Origin of the sequence: Nocardia sp. CY15 (assembly GCF_009829295.1) — a bacterium.
Lineage (GTDB): Bacteria > Actinomycetota > Actinomycetes > Mycobacteriales > Mycobacteriaceae > Nocardia > Nocardia sputi.
Window position 1 is genome coordinate 83,246 of record NZ_VUOT01000026.1, and the last position, 19,702, is coordinate 102,947.

Annotated in this window: 8 protein-coding genes; 6 read left to right on the plus strand and 2 right to left on the minus strand. The window is 71.1% G+C overall.

The genetic code is table 11. From position 1 onward, the window contains the following. The first annotated feature begins 31 nt into the window (after window positions 1-31). Genes GVY39_RS25085 through GVY39_RS25100 form a run of 4 tightly spaced genes read left to right on the plus strand, consistent with a single transcriptional unit; the run spans window position 32 to window position 14,662 of the window. Entirely contained in the window at window positions 32-10,045 is a 10,014-nt protein-coding gene (locus GVY39_RS25085; protein ID WP_159928743.1) for a hybrid fatty acyl-AMP ligase/type I polyketide synthase, read from the plus strand. Continuing rightward, window positions 10,042-12,318 (plus strand): thioester reductase domain-containing protein, encoded by a 2,277-nt coding sequence (locus GVY39_RS25090; protein ID WP_236565651.1) that lies wholly within the window; start codon window positions 10,042-10,044, stop codon window positions 12,316-12,318. Before GVY39_RS25085 ends, GVY39_RS25090 begins: the two co-directional genes overlap by 4 nt. Next, window positions 12,318-13,415, plus strand: a complete 1,098-nt coding sequence (locus GVY39_RS25095) for an alpha/beta fold hydrolase (protein WP_236565652.1) — start codon at window positions 12,318-12,320, stop codon at window positions 13,413-13,415. The genes GVY39_RS25090 and GVY39_RS25095 overlap by 1 nt, the downstream gene beginning before the upstream one ends. After that, window positions 13,412-14,662, plus strand: coding sequence for a glycosyltransferase (locus GVY39_RS25100; RefSeq protein ID WP_236565653.1), 1,251 nt, complete (start codon window positions 13,412-13,414; stop codon window positions 14,660-14,662). Before GVY39_RS25095 ends, GVY39_RS25100 begins: the two co-directional genes overlap by 4 nt. Here the strand turns inward: GVY39_RS25100 and GVY39_RS25105 are convergent. Continuing rightward, entirely contained in the window at window positions 14,645-15,643 is a 999-nt protein-coding gene (locus tag GVY39_RS25105) for a Gfo/Idh/MocA family protein (RefSeq protein ID WP_159928745.1), read from the minus strand. The two genes, GVY39_RS25100 and GVY39_RS25105, sit on opposite strands and share 18 nt — an antisense overlap. Before the next feature lie 39 nt (window positions 15,644-15,682). After that, complete coding sequence (locus GVY39_RS25110) at window positions 15,683-16,333, minus strand: TetR/AcrR family transcriptional regulator (RefSeq protein ID WP_159928747.1); 651 nt, start codon at window positions 16,331-16,333, stop codon at window positions 15,683-15,685. 169 nt (window positions 16,334-16,502) lie between these two features. On the opposite strand from GVY39_RS25110, the gene GVY39_RS25115 reads away from it, so the two are divergent. Together GVY39_RS25115 and GVY39_RS25120 are read left to right on the plus strand one after the other, a co-directional pair. Continuing rightward, window positions 16,503-17,912, plus strand: coding sequence for an NAD(P)/FAD-dependent oxidoreductase (locus tag GVY39_RS25115; protein ID WP_159928749.1), 1,410 nt, complete (start codon window positions 16,503-16,505; stop codon window positions 17,910-17,912). Continuing rightward, a complete protein-coding gene (locus tag GVY39_RS25120; RefSeq protein ID WP_159928751.1) occupies window positions 17,905-19,695 on the plus strand; it encodes an FAD-dependent oxidoreductase in 1,791 nt (596 codons plus the stop codon). Before GVY39_RS25115 ends, GVY39_RS25120 begins: the two co-directional genes overlap by 8 nt. Window positions 19,696-19,702 lie beyond the last annotated feature (7 nt).

A 19,702-nucleotide genomic window follows, 5' to 3' on the forward strand; every position in this document is an offset into this window, starting at 1 on the left:
CGTGACAGTCGAGTTCCGAAGGTTGTATCGCATGACCGAATACCGATCGTTCGTCGATGTCCTGCTCACCCGCGGTGAGACACTGCCCGCCGCCACCGCTTACCGTTTCCTGCGGACCGGCGACGTGGACGGCGCCATCGACGAGATCACCTACGCCGCCGTGTCGGTCCGGGCGCGGGCGATCGCCGCCGCGTTGCAGGAGGGCGGCGTGCGCCGGGCCCTGCTGCTGTATCCGTCCGGATTGGATTTCATCGCGGGCTTTTTCGGCTGCCTGGCCGCCGGCGTCGTCGCCGTGCCCGCACCGCTGCCGCAGCTGGAGGCTCGGTCCCTGCGACGGTTGCGGCACATGGTCACCGATGCCGACGTCGACGCGGTACTCACCACCGGACAGGTCCGCGCCGAGGCGGCCGCGGCGCTCGAGCAGCTTCCCGAACTGGGCGCGCCCACCTGGCTGGCGACCGACGAGATCCCCGACGACATGGCGGCATCGTGGCATCGGCCCGCCGTCGGACCGGATTCGGTCGCCTTCCTGCAATACACGTCGGGTTCGACGAGCGCGCCGCGCGGCGTCGTGGTCACCCACGCGAACCTGCTGCACAACGAGCGCGCCATCGCCACCGCGCTGGGTCATACGCCCGAGCTGCTGGAATCCCGCACCGACGCGCTGTTCGTGAGCTGGCTGCCGATGTATCACGACATGGGACTCATCGCGCCTGTGTTGCAGACGATGTTCGTCGGCGCGAACGCGGTGCTGTTGTCCCCTCAGCATTTCCTGCAGCGTCCCGAGCGCTGGCCGCAGGCGGTCTCGGCGTTCGGCGCGCACACCAGCGGCGGCCCGAATTTCGGTTACGAGCTGTGCCTGCGCCGGATGACGCCCGCGCAGATCGATCAGCTCGACCTGCGCGGCTGGAAAGTGGCCTTCAACGGCTCGGAGACGGTGCGCCCCGCCACTGTGCGCCGGTTCGCCGACACCTTCCGGAACGCGGGGTTCCGAGCGGAATCGTTCCAGCCGGTATACGGCTTGGCCGAGGCGACACTCATCGTCAGCGCCGCCGAACTCGGCGCCGAGCCCACGGTGATCCTGCCGCCGGGCCGGTCCGAACTGGTCGGCGTGGGGCGCCCCGCCGAAGGGCTGTCGATCGCCATCGTGGACCCCGAGCGGCGCACGGAATGCGCGGAAGGCGACGAGGGCGAGATATGGGTGTCCGGAACCAGTGTCGCCGCTGGATATTTCGGCAACGAACAAGCCACCCGCGAGACCTTCCACGCCCGGCTCGGTGCTGATGACCGCGCTTTCCTGCGCACCGGGGATCTGGGTTTCGTGTCCGACGGCGAGTTGTTCGTCACGGGGCGGCGCAAGGATCTGCTGATCATCGACGGCAAGAACCACTACCCGCAGGACCTGGAGCTGACGGTCGAGACCGCGCACGCCTGCGTCCGGCCCGGCTGTGTGGCCGCCTTCTCGGTGGACGAAGGCATCGACGGAGAACTGCCCGTCGTGGTCGCGGAGGTGCGCACGGAGGACCCCGCCGCACTCGCCGAGGCCGAAGACGCGATCCGCGCGGCGATCGGCGCCGAGCACGGGCTCACACTGCGGTCGGTGGTGCTGATCCGGCCCGGGGCCGTCCTCAAGACCAGCAGCGGCAAGGTACAGCGGCAGGCCTGCCGCGCGGCGTATCTCGACGACGAGTTCGCTCCACTGCTGTCCACACGCGGAGAGTTCGACGACCTCGCCGCCCCGGCGGGCACGCCACCGGGCGCGGCGATGACGGCCGAAGAGATGCAGACCTGGCTGGTGGAGTTCATCGCCCGGCTGGCCTATCTCGATCCGGCGCGGATCGACGTGCATCGGCCGCTGGTCGAATTCGGCCTCGGCTCCGCCGATCTCGTCGAGCTCGTCGTGGAGCTGTCCGACCGGGTCGGGCGGAGCCTGGACACGAACCTGTTCTTCGAGCATCCCACCATCGCCCAGGTGGTGGCGGCGCTGCATCGCACCGAAGCCGCCGCCACGCCGGTAACGCACCAGGAACGCACCGACGACGCCATCGCGATCATCTCGATGGCCTGTCGTTTCCCCGGCGGCGCCGACGATCCGGAATCGCTGTGGCGACTGCTGGAGGAGGGACGCGACGGCCTGTCCGACGTGCCGCCGGGGCGCTGGAGCACCGACGGGCTCTACGACCCGGACCCGGCCGCCGAAGGCAAGGCGTACACCTTCCGCGGCGGATACCTCACACAGGTCGACCAGTTCGACGCCGCGTTCTTCGGCATCGGACCGCGCGAGGCGGCGGTGATGGACCCGCAGCAGCGGCTCATGCTGGAACTGAGCTGGGAGGCGATCGAACGGTCCGGCCGCGACCCCAGGCAGTTGCAGGGCAGCATGACCGGGGTCTACTTCGGGGTGTACAGCACCGGTTATCTCGCCGACCCCGCTCCCCGGCAGTTGAACGGACAGGTCGGCACCGGCCTGTCGCCGAGTGTGGCCTCCGGCCGGGTCGCGTACACGCTGGGCTTCCACGGTCCCGCCGTCACCCTCGACACGGCGTGTTCGTCCGCGATCGTCGCGCTGCACCTGGCCGCGCAGGCTTTGCGCGCCGGTGAATGCGACCTCGCCCTGGCCGGCGGCACGACACTACTGATGGGGCCGACCGCGCACGTGGAATTGTGCAAGCTCGGTGTGCTCTCGCCCACCGGGCGGTGCGCGCCGTTCTCGGCGGGAGCGGATGGGACGGTGTGGGCCGAAGGCGCGGGTCTCGTGCTGGTGAAACGGCTCGACGACGCCCGGCGCGACGGCGACCGGGTGCTCGCGGTGGTCCGCGGGTCGGCGGTGAACCAGGACGGTCGTAGCCAAGGCATCAGCGCTCCCAACGGATTCGCCCAAGAACAGGTCATCCGGGCGGCGTTGCACTCCGCCGGGCTGGCGCCCGAGGACATCGACTATGTGGAAGCGCACGGCACCGGCACCGCGCTCGGTGACCCGATCGAAGCGCGCGCCCTGGCGCGGGTCTTCGGTGCGGGACGGGCGCCGCAGCGCCCGCTCGGGGTGGGTTCGCTGAAATCCAACGTGGGGCACACGCAGGCGGCGGCCGGAATCGGCGGCCTCATCAAAGTGATCCTGGGGTTGCAGCACGAGAAGATTCCGGGAATGGCGCACGACGGGCCGCCGACACGGCAGGTCGATTGGGACGACACCGGACTGGTCGTGCGCACCGATCCGGCGCCCTGGCCCCGGGGCGACCGACCGCGCCGTGCCGGAGTGAGCGCCTTCGGGCTCAGCGGAACCAACGCCCACCTGATCGTCGAGGAGGCGCCCGCACCCGAGGACCTTTCCGACCCCTTCGACGACGACGCACCGCGGGATACCCGGGTGGCGCTGTTGCCGATCTCGGCTCGGAACCGGGCCTCGTTGTACGGTCAGGCGCGCCGCCTGCTCGAGCGCGTCACCGGCGACCCCGCCCTGGCGCCGGCGACGGTGTCCCGGTCACTGGCGTTGGAGCGCACACCGTTCGAGTGGCGGGCCGTGGTGGTGGCGAGCGAGCGTGACGACATGGTCAGCGCGCTCGGCGATCTGGCCGGCGAACGGTCGACGCCCGATGTCGTCGTCGCCGCGGACGCGGCGCTCACCGCGGGCAAAACGGCGTTCGTCCTCCCCGGGCAGGGTGTTCAGTGGGCCGGGATGGCGCGGGACATGGTGGCCCGCTCCGAGGTCTTCCGCGCCGAGTTCGCACGATGCGACGAAGCGTTCCGGCACCGCACCGGATGGTCGCTGGCGACCCGGCTGTTCGGGCTCACCGCGGCGGAACTCGGCGACTTCACCGTGGTGCAACCGCTGTTGTTCGCCACGATGGCGGCACTCGCGGCCACCTGGCAGGACGCGGGCGTCGCACCGGACGCGGTCATCGGGCACAGCCAGGGCGAGATCGCCGCGGCCTACGTCTCGGGCGCACTGAGCCTGGACGAGGCCGCCCGCGTGGTCGTGGCGCGCAGCCGCCTGATGGCGGGCATCGCCGAACAGGGCGCGATGGCGATGATCGCGTTGCCCGCGCAACGGCTCGAAGAACGCTTGGCCGCCTTCGACGGAGCGGTGTCGATCGCGGCGGTCAACATTCCCCGTTCGACGATCGTGGCCGGAGCACGCGAGGCGGTCGAGACGCTCGTGGGTGACCTGGTGGACGAACAGGTCGAGGCGCGGGTGCTGGCCGCCGGGCCTGCGCTGGCCGGGCATTCGGTTCTCCTCGAACCGATACGGGACCGACTGCTCGACGAACTCGCCGGTTTGAGCGCTACCCCACCATCCGTTACCTGGTACTCGACCGTGCTGGGCGAACCGGTCGTGGACGACCGCGCCGAAGCGAGTTACTGGTACCGCAACGCGCGCGAGCCGGTCCGGTTCGCGAGCACAATCGAGCGCATGATCGGCGACGGATTCCGGTATTTCGTCGAACTCGGCGTGCATCCGCTGCTCACCACGGCGGTGCGGGCCGTCGCCGAGCAGACCGGCCGCGAGGTCGTCGCGGTGGGTTCGCTGGTGCGCGACGAAGACGGGCCGCGCAGCCTGGCGCGTGCCCAGGCCGCGCTCTGGGTGGCCGGCCGCGACCTCGACTGGTCGCGTCTGGTGCCCGCGCACGGCAGCGTCGACCTGCCGACCTACGCCTTCGACCGGCGGCGGTTCTGGACCGAATCGGCGTCCGAGGACGCCACTGCGCTCGGGTTGCGGTCGGCCGCCCATCCCTTCGTCGGAGCCGTTGTGCCGCATCCGGATTCCGATGGCGTGACGCTGACCGGACGGATCGCCCTGCGGACCCACCCGTGGCTGGCCGACCATGCCGCGCCCACCGCGGTCGTCATGCCCGGCACAGGTCTGGTCGAGCTCGCGATCCGCGCCGGTGACGAGGTGGCCGCCGGAATCGTGCGCGAACTCGTGCTGCACGCCCCCATGGTGATTCCCCAGGACGCGGCCTTGCAGATCCAGGTGGTGGTCGCCGACGCCGACGCCACCGGTGGCAGGCCCGTGTCGATCCACTCCCGCCTCGAGCGGGATCTCGGCACTTCCTGGACGCTGCACGCTCGCGGAGTGATGGCGGCGACGCCCGAATCCCACGCCGGTGACGCCGACACCGCGCCGTGGCCTCCGGCGGGCGCGACCGCCGTCGACGTCGAGGACATGTACGCGCGGCTGTCGGTTCGCGGGCATCGCTACGGCCCGCTGTTCCGGTCGGTGCGCGCGGCGTGGCGCAGCGGCCCGGAAATCTTCGCCGAGGTGGCGCTTCCCGAGAATGCCTACGGTGATGCCGCGCGATTCGAGATCCATCCCGCGCTGCTCGACTCCGCACTGCACGCGGCGCTGCTGCTGGGCACGGACGACAGCGATGCCGCGCTGCTGCCGTTCGCGTGGACCGGTGTGACCCTGCACGCCTCCGGCGCGACGGCGCTGCGCGTCCGGATCTCCCGCGACGGCTCCGACGGGGTGCGCGTCGTGGCGAACGATCTCACAGGAGAGCCGGTCGTGTCGGTGGGCTCGCTGGTGCTGCGGCCCGCACCCGCGGCGCAGGTGCTCGACTCAGCGGCGTCCGCCGCGCATCGCACATTGTTCCGGCCGGAGTGGACGGCCGTTGCGGCGCCGCTGACCGTCCGGCCGGTCGTCGCGGTTGCGTGGTCGCGCTCGGGCCCGCGGGATGCCGCGCCGGAGGCGGTGATCATCGACGTCGCCCAAGGGCATTCGATCGACGCGGTGCACGCCGCGGTAGGGCAGACGCTCGAAGCCTTGCAGTCGGCCCTCGACGACCCGCGACTGGGCACGGCCACCATCGTGGTGCGCACCCGCGGGGCCATGGCACTGCCCGGCGAGGACGTCCCGAACACCGCGGGAGCGGCGGTGTGGGGGCTGACTCGCGCGGCGCAGTCGGAGAACCCGGAACGCATCGTGCTGGTCGACAGCACCGACGCGGAGGTGGATATCGCGACGGTACTGGCCTGCGGTGCGCCCCAGGTTCTCGTGCGCGACGGCGTCCTGTCCGCGCCGCGACTCGTGCGGCCCGCCGCGACGGACGCCGCGGCAAGCAGCCCGGACTTCGGCGGCGGTTTCGTGCTCGTCACCGGAGCGCCGGGACGGCTCGGCTCGCTGCTGGCCGGGCACCTGGCCCGGTCGCACGGCGTCACGAAACTGCTGCTCGCCAGTCGCCGCGGCGCCGACGGCCCCGGCGCGCAGGAGTTGCGCGCCGAACTGACCGCCCTCGGCGCGGAAGTGGTCTTCGCCCGCTGCGACGTCGCCGACCGAGCCGCCGCGACCGAACTGCTGCGCGGACGCACGCTCAGCGGCGTCGTCCACGCGGCGATGGTTCTCGACGACGGCACGCTGGGCTCGCTGACGCCCGGCCGGCTCGAGGCGGTGCTGCGGCCGAAGGTCGACGGGGCCTATCACCTGCACGAGCTGACCTCGGGCATGGATCTGTCGTGCTTCGTGCTGTTCTCCTCCGTCGCCGGCGTGCTCGGCAATCCCGGTCAGGCGAACTACGCGGCCGCCAACGCCTACCTCGACGCCCTCGCCACTCATCGGGTGGCGCGGGGGCTGACCGCGCAGTCCCTGGCGTGGGGTCCGTGGAGCTTGGACATGCACGAGGTGATGGCGGCGGCGGATATCCGCCGCATGGAACGCACCGGCGTGCGTCCGCTGACGGCACACGAGGGCTTGGCCGCGTTCGACGCGGCGCTGCGGTACACCGATCCGGTGCTGGCTCCGATGCGGGTCGATGCCGACGCGATGCGGCGCGCGCCGAACGTTCCGCCGATGCTGCGGGGGCTGATCCGTCCGCCGTCGCGCCGCACGGCCGTCCACCGCGACGCCACCGACCCCTCGGCGCGGTCGCGATTCGCCGAACGGCTGCGCGGATTGCCGCCCGGAGAAGCGACCGCGGTCGCGGTCGACGTAGTGGCGCGCTGGGCCGCCGACGTGCTCGGCCATACCGGCGCCGACGCCATCGCGCCCGACCGGTCGTTCCAGAGTCTGGGCATGGACTCGCTGATGGCGGTGGAACTGCGCAACCGGTTGCGCGACGATACCGGCATCCTGGTGCCGCTCAGCGAGATCTTCGCCAACCAGAGTCCCGCCGCGCTGGGCGAATACCTCCTCACCGAAGCGGCGCGCACGGCTACCGAGGTGCCCGCCGTGAGCACGGCCGAGCAGGAGGTCCCCGAGGTCGTCACCCTGCCTGTCACCCGAGACCTGATGCGGCTGCTGCGCACGGCGCAGCAAGGCATTCCGAGTGTCGCCCAGACCGGCGGGCTGGCCATGCGGCTACACAGGGCGGTCGAACGCGCCGAGCTGGAAGCGATCCTCGACCGCCTCGCCGGACGCCACGCGGCCTTGCGCACGGTGATCGTGCCCAGCGACGAGCACGGCACCCGACTGCGAGTGCGGTCGCGGCCGGGCGGGCCGCTGCTGCGGTGGTCGGTCGTCGATCGGCTCGGCCACGCCGTGGCGCGCGAACGCTTCGCTGAGCTGATGCGCGAGCCGTTCGACCTGGCGGAGGGGCCGCTGTGGCGGTTCGAACTGCTGGAATCCGATTCCGGCGAGCAGACGCTGATCTTCGGCGCGCACCACGCCATGTCCGATGTCCAGTCGATGTTGCTGGTCGCCGGGGAGATCGAAGCCGAACTGTCCGGCGCTGCGTTCCCGGATGTCCTGTCCAACAAGGACATGCACGATCTGCTCGCCGCACAAGCGCCGCAGGCCGAGCCCGACGCCGACTGGCGCCGGGAGTTCGCCGGATGCCGCCGCCTCGACCTGGCCCTGGCCCGGCCCAGACCCGCGCAACGCAGTCACCGTGCCGGAGAGGTGCTGCTGGAAATGCCGGCCGGGCTCCAGGACCGGGCCGCGCGGCGCGCTCGGGAGCTGGGCATCACACCGGCGGCGCTGTTCCTCGGCGCGCTGACCGTGCTGCTCGCCCGGCGGCAGGACAACGATCGTTTCGCGCTCGCCGTCCCGGTGGACACCCGCATCCACGCCGATGCTCCGGCGGCCGTCGGCTATTTCGGGGTGCCGGTGCCCTACCCGGCGAACGTCGAGCCGGGCGAGTCCATCGATGAGCTGCTGCGCCGGACCGGTGACCGGCTGCGGCGCCTGCTGGTGCCCGGAGCCGGTTTCTCCGACGTCCTCGTCGCTCTCGCCGCGGAGGGCCTGTACCGGGACAACGCGCCGCTGGTCGAGGTGTACTTCAACTACCTGAGGGCGAATTCCGCTGTCCACCGTGCGGATCTGGTTCCGGTGGGGACCGGGTACTCCGATCTGGACCTCATGGTGGCCGTGCTGGCCGACGCGGGCCGGATCTGGTTCACCTACAACGCGGACATCATCGATGACACGACCTGCACCCGGCTCGGCCAGGACTACCTCGCGTTGCTCGATGAGGTGGTCGAGCAGGCCGGATTGCCGGTGCGCCCGGGGTCGAGCGCGCCGCACCCGGCCACGCCGCAGGCTGTCGCGTTCGGGGCCACGTTCGCGCTGGGCAAGCTACCGGATCTGTATCGCGCGGCGACGGCGCACGGCGAGCACGGGGACGGGCTGACTGTCTTCGAAGCCCCCTACCACCACGTCTCGGCCGGGCTGCGCGATCCCTCCGGCGTCTTCGCGCAACCGTCGACCGACTTGGGCATCGTGCTGTTGCGTGCGGCGGACCTGGAGCGTTTCGGCGCCCTCACCGACGACACGCTCGCCGAACTGACCGAGCAGTACCCCGCCGCGGTCCGGGAAGCCTCCGAACGCGCCCGTGCGCCGATCGTCGTCGGCTTCCTTCCCTCCCCCGGCCTCGATGATCGACTGCTGCGGTGGGAGCGGCGAACCGCGGAGCGGCTACGGGAGATCCCCGGCGTCGCGGTCCTCACCGAGGCCGACTGGACCCGTGATCACCACGTGGCGCATCGGTTCGACGAGCAGACCGACGCCCTGGCACACCTGCCGTTCACCGAGGAGTTCCAAGCGGCGGTGGCGCTGACGCTCGCCGCCGTCGCACGTGTCGCCTTGCTGCCCGCGCCGAAGGTCATCGCCGTGGACGGCGACGACACCCTGTGGAGCGGGGTGGTGGGCGAGATCGGCCCTGCCGCCGTCACCTTCGACCCACCGCGGATCACGCTGGCGCGGCGGCTGCGGCAATGGCGCGCCGCGGGCACCCTGCTGGTGCTGATCAGCAACAACGACGACGATTCCGTTCATGCGGTCCTGGCCCGCCCGGACAGCCCACTGCGCGCCGAGGACTTCGCCGTCGTCTCCACCGGATGGGACAGTAAGGCCGAGCGGCTCGAGGGCGCCGTCCGCACATTGGGTTTCGCCCTGGACGAGGTGGTCTATCTGGACGACAACCCGGTCGAGATCGCGAAAGTGCGTTCCCGTGCACCGGAAGCGCTCGCGGTGACGTGTCCGCCGGTCGGGGAACTGGAGGCGTTCCTCACCCGGTTGTGGCCGGTGACGCCGGTGGCGGTGACCGCGGAGGACGCCGCGCGCGCGGAGTTCTACCGGCGCGAGCGCGACCGCGATTCGGCCCGGGAACAACTCGACTTCGCGCAATTCCTCGAGCAGTTGGAGCTGGAGGTGAACGTCGAGCGGCTCTCCGAGCAGAACTCGGCGCGCGCGGCGCAACTCGTCCGCCGGACCAGTCAGTTCGTCCTGGGCGCCGTCACCGGGGAGGATGTCGAGCGCTGGCGGGAGGACGGCGAGGTGTGGACGGCTTCGGCGCGGGACCGGTTCGGCGACTACGGAACGGTGGCGGTGCTCGCGCTGCACGCCGACGGGGCCGCGCTGCGGTTGCGCGGCTGGCATCTGAGCTGTCGCGCGCTGGGCCGCGGCGTCGAGGAACGCCTGCTCGGCTGGCTGGCCGACCGCGCGGAGGCGCTGGGTTGCGCGACGGTGCGCATGACCGTCCACCGCACCGCACGCAACGTGCCCGCCCGGCGGCTGGCCGCCGCGCTCGGCGGCGGCGGCATCGATGACGAGCGACTCGAGGTCGAGGTGGCGCCCGAGCGCCTGCGCACGTTCCGATCCTGGGCGCAATGAGCATGACCGACAAGGAGTTTCCCGTGCGCAGTCCCAACGGCGAGCACCCGCCCCGCACCGAGCGGGCCGATCGGCGCGACCTCGCCGAGGCCATCGAACGCGGTGGTGGTCTCGACGTGTCCGCGTTGCTGGCGCGCGCGGGTGCTGCGGTGACCACCGAGACGGCGGCGGTCGAGCGTCCCGGCGAATGGGACCTCGAATCGCTCACGACGGCGATCACACGGGTGGCGAATCGGTTCACCGCCGAGACCATCGGTCCCGAGACCGATTTCTTCGACGGCGGCGGCACGTCCATCGCCGCGGTGCAGTTCGTCGCGGCACTGGCCGCAGAGCTCGACGTGCATCTCGATCTGGACGACGTGTTCGCCGACGCGCGCCCGCGCAGGCTGGCGCAACGCCGGCTGGGCGCAGCCACGCAGGCGTCTGAAAGCGAGAGGCCGGTACTCGTCGCGGATTCCGTGGACGACGAGTTCGCCCAGCTCATGTCCGACGTCGCCGGAGCCGACCGGCTCCCTTCGGTCGAACCGCCGGACCGGGTGGTCCCCCGCCGCGTGCTGCTGACCGGCGCCACCGGCTTCCTCGGCAGTCATCTGCTGCTGGATCTGCTGCGCGGCAGCGACGCCCACGTCGTCTGCCTCGTTCGCGCGCGGGACGACGCCGCCGGCCTCGACCGGTTGGCCGAAGCGCTGACGCGGTACCAGCTGCCGTGGTCGGCGGAGGTGCGCAGGCGGGTGACGGTGCTGACCGGCGATCTGCGCGAACCCGACCTCGGCCTGTCCGGCGAACGCTGGGCCGGGCTGGCGGAGGAGGTCGACGCGATCGTCAACGTCGGCGCCGCGGTGGACTTCCTGCGCGGCTACCGGTCGCTGCGCCGCGGCAATGTGCTCGGTCCGCTGACGCTGGCGCGGCTGGCGGCGACCGGCAGACCCAAACCGCTGCATCACGTCTCCTCGATCGCGGTGTTCAACGAGCTCGGCAGAACCTCGATGGGTGAGGACGATCCGGTGGCGAACATCGGCAAGCTCGTGATCGGCTACGACCGGACGAAATGGGCCGCCGAGGCCGTGATGCGACGCGCACGCGAACACGGACTGGTCGTCACCGTCCTGCGCCCCGGCGGAATCGGCGGCCATCGCGAGACCGGCGCGCACAACCCCCGCGACCTCAACAGCGGCATCATCGCGGCGCTCTCGCGGTTCGGCACCGTCCCCGCGCTGCGCAATCTGCATGTCGCCCCGGTGGATTGGGTGAGCAAGGTCGCCGCCGCGATCGTGTGCGCGCCGACGGCATGGGGGCACAACTACCACCTCACCGGCACCCCCACCGCGCTCGAGCAGATGCTGGGCGAGTCGTCGGCGATCGGCATGGACATGCGGGTCCAGCACTGGGCCACCTGGTGCGACGAGGTGGTGGAACGGATCCGCACCGAACCGGTGCCGGAACTGGAGTCGCTGGCTCAGGTGTTGCAGAGCCCCATCGCGCGCCATCCGCTGGAGACGATGGCTTCCGTGCCCGCCGCCACCGACGAGCGGACCCGGGCTTTCCTGCGCGCGCACAACCTGCCCGAGCCGGTCCGCTACGGCGCGCAGGCCCAGCGCAAGACGCTGGAAATGCTGGCGAGCACCGGCCTGGCGCGGCTGCCGCAGCCGCAGGACCCTCCCTATCTGTGGTTCTCGGAAACCCTGGTGGGCACGATCGGTCCCGCGCAGGCGGCGGCCGACACCTCCTGCACCCTGAACCTGCGACTGTCCATCGCGAGCACCCACCAGCTGGCGGCCGGGCGCACGGTCGATGTCAGCGGCGAACTGCGGTGCGCACTTCTGCACGACGAACCGCTCACCGTGACCGGTGTGGCGTCGGTCCGCCCGCACGACGGCATCCCGATACGGCACGGACTGAAGCATCCGCTGATGCACTACCGGTTGACGCTGCGTGAGGCCGACGGCGGGACGTGGTGGCTGTCGGGCTACAAACACGCCGAGGCGCGCCGCGCCGTGATCCGGCAGGCGCGCACGCTGACCATCGAACTCGGTCGCGAGGGCGAACCGGCGGGCTTCGCAGGCGAAGTCGCCGTTCCGTTGGAGACCTACCTGCGCGATCAGATCGACGGCATCCAGGTGGATCCGCGACTGTCCGAACGCCAGCGGCGCACCGCGAAACTGCTGTGGCTGAGCTGGTTCGGCTCCCAGCTCGGTAAGGGCCTGCTGGAACCGGCGCTGCGCGTGGGCACCGAACTGCTGGATCTGCGCCGAAACGCGAAGGAGTTCCGTTGATGCTCACCCCCATCCGGCCGGGCGGCGCGCTCATGGTGGAGGAGATCCCGTTCCAGACCACCGACGGCATCCGGCTCGGTCTGCGCCGCGTCGTCCTCGACGATCCCGGCCGGCCCGCGGTCCTGCTGGTCCACGGCCACGGCGTGTCCTCGGAGATGTTCCTGCTGCCGGAGACCCGCACTGTCGTCGACGCGCTGGTCGACGCGGGATACCAGCCGTGGCTGCTGGATTGGCGCGGCAGCTCGCGCCTGCCGTACAACGCGTCCGGGCCGCGCTTCAGCTTCGACGACGTTGCGCTCTACGACCTTCCGGAGGCCGTCGCACAGATCCGGCGGCGCGGCGGGGACCAGCCGCTGTTCGTGGTCGCGCACTGCGTCGGCGCCCTGGCGCTGTCGATGAGCATGACCGCGGGACTGCTACCGGACCTGGCCGGGGTCGTCGCCCAGGGGGTCTTCCTCACTCCCAAGGTCGGCAATGCGGTGCGGATGCGGGTGCTCGTGGGCGGGGAACTGCTCGGCTCGCGCGTCCACCATCTCGAATCCGACTTCCGCAAAGTCGGGCTGTGGTCGCGGAAAACGCTGCTGTACGCGTTGCTCACCCGGAAAGGGGAGTGCACCGATCCCACGTGCCGGATGGTGCACGGCAGCTGGGGCATGGGCGCCGAGCTGTTCGTGCACGATCATCTCGATCCGCGCACCCACGACCGCCTTGCGGAGCTGTTCGGTCCGATCCCGGTGCATGTGCTTCCGCAGCTGCGGCGGATGGAGCTGGCGCACGCGGTGCAACGCTGGAACGACAACGACGACCGCTACCGCGTGCTGCCGGAGAACGCCCTGGACCACGCCGACCGGATCGACTGCCCGGTGCTGCTGCTGTCGGGCAGTCAGAACGCGGTCTGGCTCGACTCGAACAAGCTCTGCCACGACGTGCTCACCACCCGGCACCCCCGGCTGGACGTGCGCTACGTCGAAATCCCCTCCTACGGTCACCTCGACACCTTCCTCGGTCGCGGCGCCGCCTTGGACGTGTACGGCCACATCCTCGAATTCCTCGACGGCTGCGGGCCGTCCGGCCCCGGATCGAAGGGTGCGGCGTGAGCGCACAACCGGCCGACGGCCCCTCGCTGCGCATCGCGATGTTCTCGGATTTCCACCCGGCCACCCTCGGAGGAATCCAAACCTCGATGCGCGCGCAGCGCAGGGCATTGGAACGGCTGGGCCATCACGTCACCGTGTTCACCATCCCGCCACCACAACCAGGACCGCCGGACCCAGGGATAGTCGTCTTGGCGACCACGGCGGGCTTGGCCGTCAACGGCTACCCCGTCGCCCTGCCGACGCGCGGGAACGCACGGCGCATCGACGCGGTGTTCGCCGAGCGCGGCTTCGACGTCGTGCACACGCAGACCACCTACGGCGCGGGCGTCGCCGGATTGCGCGCCGCCCGCCGCCACGGCATCCCCGTCGTCCAGTCCATGCACAGCCGCGACGACTCCTTCATCGAGCGCAATTCCCCGTTCCCCTACCTCGCCGCGCTCACCATGCGCGTCCTGCACGGCGGCTTCGTCCGCCTGCGCGCGACGATGCCGCGTCTGCCGGAAAGCCGCACGGCGCGGCACGCCTGGCGGCCGTTGGTCGCCCAAGCGCAGGCCGCGGACCGGGTCGTCGTGCCGACGCGGCATTTCGCGCAGCGATTGGCCGCGCACGGGGTGGATCGTCCGATGCACGTGGTGTCCAACGGAGTCGACGACGATCTGGTGCGCGGCCTGCCGAAGCGCCCCGGCGAGCGGGATCCCCTGCTGCGCGTTCTCTGGTGCGGTCGCTTCTCCGCGGAGAAGCGACCGTTGGAGGCCATCGAGGCGGTACACCGGGCCGAGGGCTGCACTCTCGACATCTACGGTGCGGGAGCGCTGGAGCCACGCCTGCGCTCGGCTGTCGACGGGCTCGGGTTGCGCGAGCGGGTTCGGTTGCACGGCGAAGTGAGCCAGGCGGAATGCTTGGCGGCGATGCGCGCCCACGACGTGCTGCTGTTCCCCTCCGCCGGGTGCGACACACAGGGCATGGTGCTGCTCGAGGCGGTCGCGGTGGGTCTTCCGGTGCTGCACTGCGACCCCGACGTGACCGAAACCGTCCCGGAGGGCGGGGAATTGCGCGCCCGCGATTGCTCGACGACCGCGCTCGCCGATGCGCTGCGCACGCTGGCGGATCATCCCGACAGCCTCGACGCCATGCGCGCTGTCCTGGCTCGCCACGCCGGCCGGGCTCTACAGTCACGGTTCACCACGCGGCTTGTCTCGGTCTACACCGAGGCGATCGCGGCCGGCGCGTCAGCTCGGTTGCCGTAGCGGCAAGCCCGCGGCAGCGTAGATCGCATCGATGACGCTCATCGTCGCCACCGCGTCATCCGGCGAGGTGGCGACCGGCTCCCCGTGCCGCACCGCCGCTATGAAGGCGTCGAGCTGATAGGCGTATGTGCTGCGGCGCGACGTCTTCTCGGTGCGCCTGCCGCGTTCCGAACGCACCGACAGCCTGCGCGGCAACTGCGGCGCCACCGGGTTGACCACCCGCAGTTCACCACGCTCGCCCACCACTCGCGCGCCGATGCGCAGCAGGTCCGACGACCACATCGAGCAGCGCACCCGCCCGATGTGACCGGAAGGGAAACGCAGCTCGGCGCTCATCGCGCGGTCGATGTTCGAGCCGCGCAATTTCGCGGTCGCCGCAACGACATCGGGTTCTTCGCCGCCGAAGACCCTGGCCATGTGGACGGCGTAGCAACCGGCGTCCATCAGCGCCCCGCCCGCCAGCGCGTAGTCGTAGCGGATATCGGAAAAACGCGGCAGCGGAAAGCACATCGCGGTGTCCACCCGCACCAGCTTCCCGAGTTCGCCCGAGGCGATGATCTCTTCGGCTCGCCTGGTCATCGGGTGATAGCGGTAGTGGAACGCCTCCATGACCACACGGTCGGAGGTCGCGGCGAGTGCGGCGATCTCCCTGGCCTCGGCGGCGTTGGCGGTGAACGGTTTCTCGCACAGCACGTGCTTGCCCGCCGCGAGCGCCTCTTTCGTCCACCGCCCGTGCAAACCGTTCGGCAACGGGTTGTAGACGGCGTCGATGCCCGGCGCGGCGACCAGTGCGGCGTAGCTGTCGAAGACCTGCTCGATGCCGTGCCTGCGCGCGAAGGCACGGCCGCGCTCCGCCTCGCGTGCCGCCACGGCGGCTACCACCACGTCCGGATTCTCCGCGGCGGGATGCACGAGAGCGGCCGGTGCGATGCGGGCGGCGCCCAGGATGCCGATCCGCAGGGGCGGTCCGGAGTGCGTCATGCGCGCGACTGTAGCAATGGATCCGGTTGCGTGGCCGGGCTATCCGTCAGCCGGGGGTGCGTCGCCGTACACCGTCAGCCAGATCGCCCGGCCCAGCGCCTCCGCCAGCGCGTCGTCGGTGATCCCGGAGCCGGAGGAGAAGCCTGCGGCGATCGCGCGTTCGACCATCGAGGTCAGCACCACGGCGGTGGCTTGCGGATCGATCGCCGGGCTGATCCGGCCGGCCGCTCGGTCGGCCTCCAGCCGCGATCGCACCACTTCCACGAAGGAGGCCACCCGGCCGCGCCAATACGCGCCGACATCGCGGTCGTAGGCGGCCACCTCGCTCAGCGCCAACAGCAGCGACCGGTGCTCACGGAAGCCCGCGATCATGGTTCGCACGGCCGCCACCACACCGGCCTGCCCCCCGGTGTGCTCGGCGCGCCACCAGCGCTCGGCGGCCTCGAACAGATCCGCCGTGGCCAATTCGGCCATGCGGATCAGCAGCTGACTCTTGTCCGGGAAATACCGGTAGAACGTCGACCGCGCCGACTGTGACGCGGCGGCGATCCGGTGGACGGCGATCTCGGTGAAGGGCGTGCCGTCGGCGAGCAGCTCCTCCACCGCGGCGAGGACTCGTCGCTCGAACTCCGCGCGCCGATCATCGACCGGTTTGCGTGCGTTTCGGGGGACTCGGGTCAGCGAGGGCATCCGGCTCCTCTCTGCGGCGAAGCGGCCGCCTTGTTCGGCCGCGCCGGTCGGGTGCGTCGCGCCATGGGCTCCATTCTGCCGACACGGCACCGATATTGACATTCCGGCACCTACCACTCACCATCAATCGGACACACTGTCCGAGACTATGCGACCGAGGTGTTCGGGCATGCGCGGATCCTCTGCCCCGGCAATCGAGCACACCGATGTCGTCGTGGTCGGCGCGCGATGCGCGGGCTCGGCTGCCGCCATCGCGTTCGCCCGAGCCGGCCGTGACGTCCTCGCGCTGGACGCCGCGCGCTTTCCGTCCGACACCCTCTCGACGCATCTGCTGTGGCCCGGCGGCGTGGCCGAACTGCGCCGCGTCGGCGCCCTGCAGCGCGTCCGGCAGCTCGGCGCTCCGCCGCTGACCACGGCCTTCGCCGCCGGCGGCGGCTACCAGGTCCGGTCGGCGTTCACGCCGGTGGACGGCATCGACTACGCGATGTGTGTCCGGCGGACCGGATTGGACGCCGCGCTCGTGGCGACCGCCGCGGACGCCGGAGCGCGCATCCGCGAGGGCGCCCGGGTGACCGAACTGCTCTGGTCCGGCGATCGCTGCGTCGGCGTGCGGTATGCCGACGGCGGCACCGCACGCGAGGTGCGCGCCCGCCTGGTCGTCGGCGCGGACGGCCGCCGCAGTACCGTGGCCCGGCTCGTCGGCGCCACCCGCCCCCGATTGTCCGCGCCGAGCGGAAGGGACTGTTACTTCGCCTACTGGCACGACGGCGCCGCCGACCAGCGGCACGTCGCCGCGCAATGGCGTTCCGGATCCGATCTCGGCACCGCCTTTCCCTGCGACGACGGCCTGCTGCTCAGCCTGGTCCAGCCGCCCGCACGGCCCGCGGAAGCGGGCGGCGGACGCGCCGAGCGCCGGTATCAGGAGGCGATCGAGCGGCTGCCGGGACTTCGGCTGCGGTTGCGCGACTGCCGCCGCGCCGGGCGGGTGCGTGCGGCTACCGGCCTGATGTCCTACTTCCGGCGTTCGGCCGGGCCGGGCTGGGCGCTGCCGGGCGACGCCGGACACTTCAAGGATCCGGTGACCGCCCAGGGCATCCGAGATGCCTTGCGTTACGGCAGATTGCTCGGCGAACTCGCCGCCCCCGCCCTCGATGACACCGAGCACCTCGACACTGCCCTGGCCGCGTGGGAACGGCTGCGCGATCGCGAGTGCCTGGGCATCTACCAGTGGACCAACCGGCTGGCCCGGGGCACCGCGATGCGCCCCTTGGAGATGGAGCTCTATCGCAGAGCCGCGGCCGACCCCGCGCTGGCCGACGCGGTCACCGAGATCTTCTCTCGCACGGCGCATCCGGAGGACATCTTCACTCCGGCACGCGCGGCTGCGTTCGCGGCGGGAGCACTGCGCGATTCCTGGCGCGCCCCGTGGCCGGTAGTGGCGGACCTGGTGAATGAATGCCGCGACACGGTCTCCGAACGCAGGGAAGCCCGCGCCTTCGCGCGCACCGCTCCCGCCGACGCCATCCCGTCCCGGCCGCCGCGGCGCCTCGCGGCACCTTCAGGAGATCGACATGCATGACCCGCGTCCCCGGCCGACCATCGACCTCACCCGCCGCGACCTGTTGCGCGGCGCCCTCGCGGCAGGGGCGGCCGCCGCCGCCGCACCGGCACACGCCACGCCGCCCGAAGCTCGCCGAACGCCCGGGCTGCGCACCGGGGGAAAATCCGTCGCGGTGTTCGGCGGCGGGGTGGCCGGACTGTCGGCGGCCCACGAACTGATCGAGCGCGGATACGCGGTCACCGTGTACGAACCGGCGTTCCTCGGCGGCAAGGCGCGCAGCATGGGCGTACCGGGCACCGGCACCGACGGCCGCCTGGATCTGCCCGGCGAGCACGGCTTCCGGTTCTTTCCCGGCTGTTATCAGAATCTGCCGGATACGATGCGGCGCATCCCTTTTTCCGGCAATCCCGATGGCGTCGAGGACAACCTCGTCCGTGTCGAGGGCACCGTCGCCGGTTTTCGCGGCAGGCCGCCGATCTTCGCTCCGGTCGAGATCACGGGCCTCGATCAGCTCACCCCGCAGCGATTGCAGAACACGCTGATCGGCGCGTTCGGCTTCATCCCCGAGCTGCCGCCTGCCGAGCTCGCGTTCTTCGCCAAGCAGATGGCCGTCTGGTTCACCTCGTGTCACGAACGGCGGTTCGAGCAATGGGAGTACGTGACGTGGGAGCAGATCCTGCGCGCCGAGGGCAAGTCACCGGCATACCGCGAATACCTGGTCAGCGCTCTCACCAGGATCACCGTGGCGGCCAAGCCGCAGGTGAGTTCGGCCCGCACGATCGGCACCATCGGCGAAGCGCTGGTGCTGGCGGGCACCGGAGCGATCCCGCAATACTCCGCGGGCATCGACCGGATTCTCAACCGGCCCACCAACGAAGCATGGATCGACCCCTGGGTGAGGTATCTGCGGTCCCGGGGCGTGCGATTCGTCGCGGGTCAGCGGGCGACGCGGCTGGAGCTGCGCGCAGGCCGGATCGCCTCGGCGACGGTGACCGACGGCGACGGCCGCTCCACCGCCGTCACCGCGGACTGGTATCTGTGCGCCACGCCGGTCGAGAAGGCGATAGCGCTGTTGAGTGACCAGATCCTCGACGCCGACCCGCATCTGGCGGGCATGCGGCAGCTGCGGACCGACTGGATGGTCGGCATCCAGTACTATCTCGCCCGCCCCACCGAACTGCCGGAAGGCCATATCGCCGCACTCGGCTCCCCGGGGGCGCTCACCGCCTTGCGCCAGGCCCCGATGTGGGTCGGTGACTTCGCCGGCCGGTACGGCGACGGCACCGTGCGGGAATGCTTGTCGGTGGACATCTCCGACTGGGATTCCCCCGGCATCCGCTTGCGCCGGCCTGCCAAGCAGTGCACCGCCGCCGAGATCGCCGAAGAGGTGTGGGCACAGCTCACCGAATGGCTTAACACCGCGACGGGTTGGCTGCGCCCCGAGGACATCCGCTCCTGGCATCTGGACCCCGGGATCACCTGGACCGCGAACGGAATCCACAACGAAACCCCGTTGCTGGTCAACACCGTCGGCTCCTACGACAACCGCCCGGAGGCCCGCTGCGCCATCCCGAACCTGTTCTTCGGCGGCGACCACGTGCGCAGCAATATCGACCTCGCCACGATGGAGGGCGCCAACGAATCCGGACGCGCCGCGACCAACGCGATCCTCGATGCCGCCGACGACCCCGCGCCCCGGGTTCCGGTCTTCCCGTTGGTGGCACTGCCGATCTTCGAGCCGTGGAAACGCATCGACGCGGATCGGTACCGGGCGGGATTGCCACACCTGCTCGAGGGCTGACCGGCAG

Excerpts from the sequence above, each read along its gene's own strand:
- GVY39_RS25085 (WP_159928743.1), top strand. The coding sequence starts at position 32 with ATGACCGAATACCGATCGTTCGTCGATGTCCTGCTCACCCGCGGTGAG.
- GVY39_RS25110 (WP_159928747.1), bottom strand. The coding sequence starts at position 16,333 with ATGCCCTCGCTGACCCGAGTCCCCCGAAACGCACGCAAACCGGTCGAT.
- GVY39_RS25105 (WP_159928745.1), bottom strand. The coding sequence starts at position 15,643 with ATGACGCACTCCGGACCGCCCCTGCGGATCGGCATCCTGGGCGCCGCC.
- GVY39_RS25090 (WP_236565651.1), top strand. The coding sequence starts at position 10,042 with ATGAGCATGACCGACAAGGAGTTTCCCGTGCGCAGTCCCAACGGCGAG.
- GVY39_RS25095 (WP_236565652.1), top strand. The coding sequence starts at position 12,318 with ATGCTCACCCCCATCCGGCCGGGCGGCGCGCTCATGGTGGAGGAGATC.
- GVY39_RS25120 (WP_159928751.1), top strand. The coding sequence starts at position 17,905 with ATGCATGACCCGCGTCCCCGGCCGACCATCGACCTCACCCGCCGCGAC.
- GVY39_RS25115 (WP_159928749.1), top strand. The coding sequence starts at position 16,503 with ATGCGCGGATCCTCTGCCCCGGCAATCGAGCACACCGATGTCGTCGTG.